This window comes from Plantactinospora alkalitolerans, from assembly GCF_015690345.1.
Lineage (GTDB): Bacteria > Actinomycetota > Actinomycetes > Mycobacteriales > Micromonosporaceae > Plantactinospora > Plantactinospora alkalitolerans.
Window position 1 is genome coordinate 1 of the sequence record NZ_JADPUN010000409.1, and the last position, 3652, is coordinate 3652.

Genomic DNA, 3652 nt, shown 5'->3' on the forward strand with positions numbered 1-3652 from the left:
CGTGGGGTGGGAGTGGGGTCTGTTCCGTGGTCCACTGCTGCGAGAGCGTGTCGACCTCGGCCAGGAAGCGGGACAGTTCGCTCTCCGGCAGCGACCGGAGCAGGCTCCAGAGCAGCAACATCTCCGCCTCGATCGCGAGATCGGAATCGAGGTCCTCCACCTCGCTGATGTCGTCGGTCGTCGCGATCCTGATCAGGCTCTCGGCGACCTTCGGATCGAGGTCGAAGCCCGTACCCAACATCTCGACCCGGGCGTGGGCGACGTACCGGATGATCGACGCCTGGTCCGAGGACATCGCCAGCCGCTTCCGGACGGCCAGGTAGAACGCGGCTCCGAGCACCAGCGCGAGTTCACCCCAGCCCTGCGCGTCCAGTTCGTCGCAGCGTCGGCGGTAGCCCTCCGAATCACCCCTGGCCAACTCTCGGAGAAGTTCGAGGTAGGTGCTCCGGTCGATCACGGCCCCGCCGGTCGGTGACGAACTCAGGTGGTGAGATGGATGGGCCGAGCGAGGAGTGCCCAACCATGCCCAACCGACCCGCTGACTACCTACGCGTCATCGAAGCGATCACCGAGCAGATCCGCGCTGGTGAACTGGCGCCGGGAGAGAAACTGCCCACCTACGCACAGCTTGCCGATCACTTCGGGATCAGTGTGACCACGGCCCAGAACGCGCTGCGCATCCTTCGCGAGCGTGGCCTCGTGGAAGGTCATCAAGGTAAGGGGACCTTCGTGGCGGAAGACCCGCCACTTTCATAGGTCACACAGTTCGTAGAGCCGCAGCAACGTCAGCGCGAGGGTGCTGGGATCACGGCTGCGACCAGGGTCCCCACGCGCCTGGGACCCCGGTGCCAGCCGGCGGTAGCGCGGGTGGCGTCGGTCCGGCGGCCACTCGCTGGCGCATCTCGTCGGCCCCGCGCATCCGGTGGTGCAGCAGCACCGCACCGGTGAAGACCATCGGGGCGACGAGGGCGCGCAACGGGGTGAACGGCAGGCTGAGCGCCAGGATGCTGGTGGCACCGAACCCGATCACGCTGGCCCGGTGCCGCCAGACCACCCGGAGCTGGCCCCGGAAAGTCGAGATGCCGTGGTGATACAACGGGATCGACAGCAGGAGCAGCCCGACGAGGAAACCGTTGAAGACCACCACCGCGCTGAACGCCGCCAGCAGGTTGACGCCGGGGATCAGCAGCAGCGGCGCGAGCAGTAGCCAGCCGAGTTGCAGCACCAGCGTGACCAGCACGGCCTGCCGGACCGCCACCAGGCAGGCACGCCACAGCGGCGGCGCCTTCCGCTCACTCGCACCGGTCGCGCTGGCGCCGGTCGCCGTACCGTCGAGCTTGCGTTCGAGCCGGCGAGCGAGCAGGACGTAGCACGGCGCACCGAGGACGATGCTCAGCGGCAGGACGAGGTAACCCAGGGCGGCGTGTACGACGAGGCGGGCGCCCCACATCAGAAAACTGTTGAGGATGCCGTGAATCCACTGTGGCCAACCGCCCGCGAAGGATGTCACAGAGTGCACCACCACCTCGGCAGTGGCCTCCATCGCGTGCATGATGCCGAACATCGCCAGCGCCAGCAGGACGAGCGGTGCCAGCGCGTAGAGCCAGAGCACCGGGCTCGTGAGAAAACGGGCCAGCCCACGCCAGAAGCAGCCGATGCCGGCGAAGAAGTTCACGATGGGGCGGGTGCCACGGTAGGCGGCCGTACGCGCGGTCTGGGCCGCCCCGGTGACGATGGCCCGGCTGGCCTGCCGGACCGCCTCGGCGTTCGGTGGCGGTACCTGCCGGGGAATCCACTGCCGCTGCGGACCGGCCGGGGTGGGCTCCACCGGGACCAGCACCGAATCCTCCGGCGCCGCGACCTGGTGGGGAACAAAGCCGGCCGGCGGTACCGCGAAATCAGCGGGATCGGCAGGATCGGCAGGCCATGACGGTTGGGTCGGTCGGGTCGGGAAGGGAGGTTCCGGCTCCGGCGTACGCATCTGCCTCGATGACCTTCCGTCTCTCGGGGAAGCCCTACCGGCCGGGGACCGAACGCCGAAGGCGACGGTGTCGACGGACGACCGGTCCCGGGGTACCGGCGCAGTGTAGTTCCGAGCCGGACTTCGCGGGGGACTGCTCGCACCGGGGCGGGCGGTTCGGGTGAGCGAGGTCGCGTGGTCCGCCGCCGGTCCCACATCGGTACGATCGGGTCCCACACCCCTGGCCCCGGAGGCGTAGGCAGACATGGGCAACCCGGAACCGCCGCAGCCGCAGCAACCCAGCTCGCCGCCGGGACCGCTGCCCCCACAGCCTGGATACGCGGCGCAGCCCGTACCCCCGCAGGCCGGATATCCGACCGCACCGATGCCACCGCAACCCGGCTACGGGCCGCCGCCCGGCGGCTACCCGCCGCCTCCCGAGGCGACACCGGGGTACGGCATGCCGCCGGCACCGCCGCAGGGCTACGGCCCACCCCAGCCCGGGTACGCCCAGCCGCCCGCCCCAGCCCCGGGTTACGGACAGCCGGGCTACGGACAGCCTGGTCAGGGACAGCCGGGTTACGGACAACCTGGTCAGGGACAGCCGGGCTACGGACAGCCTGGTCACGGCCAGCCGGGTCACGGCCAGCCCGGTTATCCGTACGAGGGTGGGCAGCCGGCGCCGCCCGCGAAGCCGGCCCGGCGTACCGGGCTGATCATCGGAATCGTGGCCGGTGCCGTCGTGCTGATCCTGCTCCTCGTCTGCGGGATCGGCGGCTTCATCTGGTACCGGCAGAGCGACGGCGGCGGAGGCAGCGGCGACCTGTCCGGAGTGATCAACTATCGCGAGACGAACCCGGACGCGCTCGCGACCACCCACGTCGACGCCCCGGTCAACTACCCGATGACTCCACCGGCCGGTGGCCCGCACTTCCCGGCCTGGCAGAACTGCAACGGTGACACCTACACCGCGCCGATCGAGGACGGCAACGCCGTACACAGCCTGGAACACGGCGCTGTGTGGATCACCTACCGGCCGGGTCTGCCAGCGGAGGACGTGGGCAAGCTCTACGACCGGGTACACGGGCTGTCGCACATGATGATGAGCCCGTACCCGGGACAGTCCGCACCGATCTCGCTCCAGGCCTGGGGCTACCAGCTCACCGTCGACAACGCCGACGACAAGGCGATCGGCGCGTTCATCACGGCGTACCGGGTGACGGCCGCGATCGAGCCCGGCGCACCGTGCGGCGGTGGGATCACCACTACCCGGTAACGGCGGACCGCCGCGCCCGGCGTCGCCGCCACCGTCGCAGCGCCAGCCCGATCAGCACTGCGGCGGCGACGCCGGGACCACAGTGGACCAGCAGGACACCGGCCAGGCTCGGCCCGCCCCAGTCCTGCTGGTACGTCGCGGGATCGGTCATGTCGATCACGAACGGTTCGAGGAGCGCGCGGACGATCAGATAGAGCCCGAACAGGATTCCGACCGCGCCAAGGGCCTTCTTCATGTGCTCGACGGTAGAAGGGAAGACCAGGTGTCCACATCAACCCGTGGTAGCACCGGCGCCGTCGTACCAGGGTATGCCCTGCCGTTCGGGCGGCGACGTCACCGCGACCCGTCGGCGCCGCCCGAGCGCCGGGCGAACCCGCGGACCGCGTACCCGAGCGCGCCGCCGGCGAGTACGCAGA

General features: G+C 70.0%; 5 protein-coding genes. 2 read left to right on the forward strand and 3 right to left on the reverse strand.

Features of this window, described 5'->3' with window-relative positions; genetic code table 11:
• A partial coding sequence (locus I0C86_RS39890; protein ID WP_196206502.1) for a hypothetical protein occupies positions 1 to 457 on the reverse strand: 457 nt, incomplete at its 3' end.
• Positions 458 to 522: 65 nt separating this feature from the next.
• Between I0C86_RS39890 and I0C86_RS39895 the strand changes: the two genes are divergently transcribed.
• On the forward strand, positions 523 to 756 hold the full coding sequence (locus tag I0C86_RS39895) for a winged helix-turn-helix domain-containing protein (RefSeq protein ID WP_196206503.1): 234 nt from the start codon (positions 523 to 525) through the stop codon (positions 754 to 756).
• Positions 757 to 805: 49 nt separating this feature from the next.
• On the opposite strand, the gene I0C86_RS39900 is transcribed toward I0C86_RS39895, so the two are convergent.
• Positions 806 to 1840: an EI24 domain-containing protein gene (locus I0C86_RS39900; RefSeq protein ID WP_196206504.1), complete on the reverse strand. Its 1035-nt coding sequence runs from the start codon at positions 1838 to 1840 to the stop codon at positions 806 to 808.
• Between the two features lie 385 nt (positions 1841 to 2225).
• Between I0C86_RS39900 and I0C86_RS39905 the strand changes: the two genes are divergently transcribed.
• Positions 2226 to 3236 carry a DUF3105 domain-containing protein gene (locus I0C86_RS39905; protein WP_196206505.1) on the forward strand — a complete coding sequence of 337 codons (1011 nt, stop codon included), beginning with the start codon at positions 2226 to 2228 and terminating at the stop codon, positions 3234 to 3236.
• Here the strand turns inward: I0C86_RS39905 and I0C86_RS39910 are convergent.
• A complete protein-coding gene (locus I0C86_RS39910; protein WP_196206506.1) occupies positions 3226 to 3471 on the reverse strand; it encodes a hypothetical protein in 246 nt (81 codons plus the stop codon). The genes I0C86_RS39905 and I0C86_RS39910 overlap by 11 nt on opposite strands.
• Positions 3472 to 3652: the final 181 nt, after the last annotated feature.

Bases quoted from the DNA above. Each gene is read 5' to 3' on its own strand.
- I0C86_RS39895 (WP_196206503.1), top strand. From the start codon at position 523: ATGCCCAACCGACCCGCTGACTACCTACGCGTCATCGAAGCGATCACC.
- I0C86_RS39905 (WP_196206505.1), top strand. From the start codon at position 2,226: ATGGGCAACCCGGAACCGCCGCAGCCGCAGCAACCCAGCTCGCCGCCG.
- I0C86_RS39910 (WP_196206506.1), bottom strand. From the start codon at position 3,471: ATGAAGAAGGCCCTTGGCGCGGTCGGAATCCTGTTCGGGCTCTATCTG.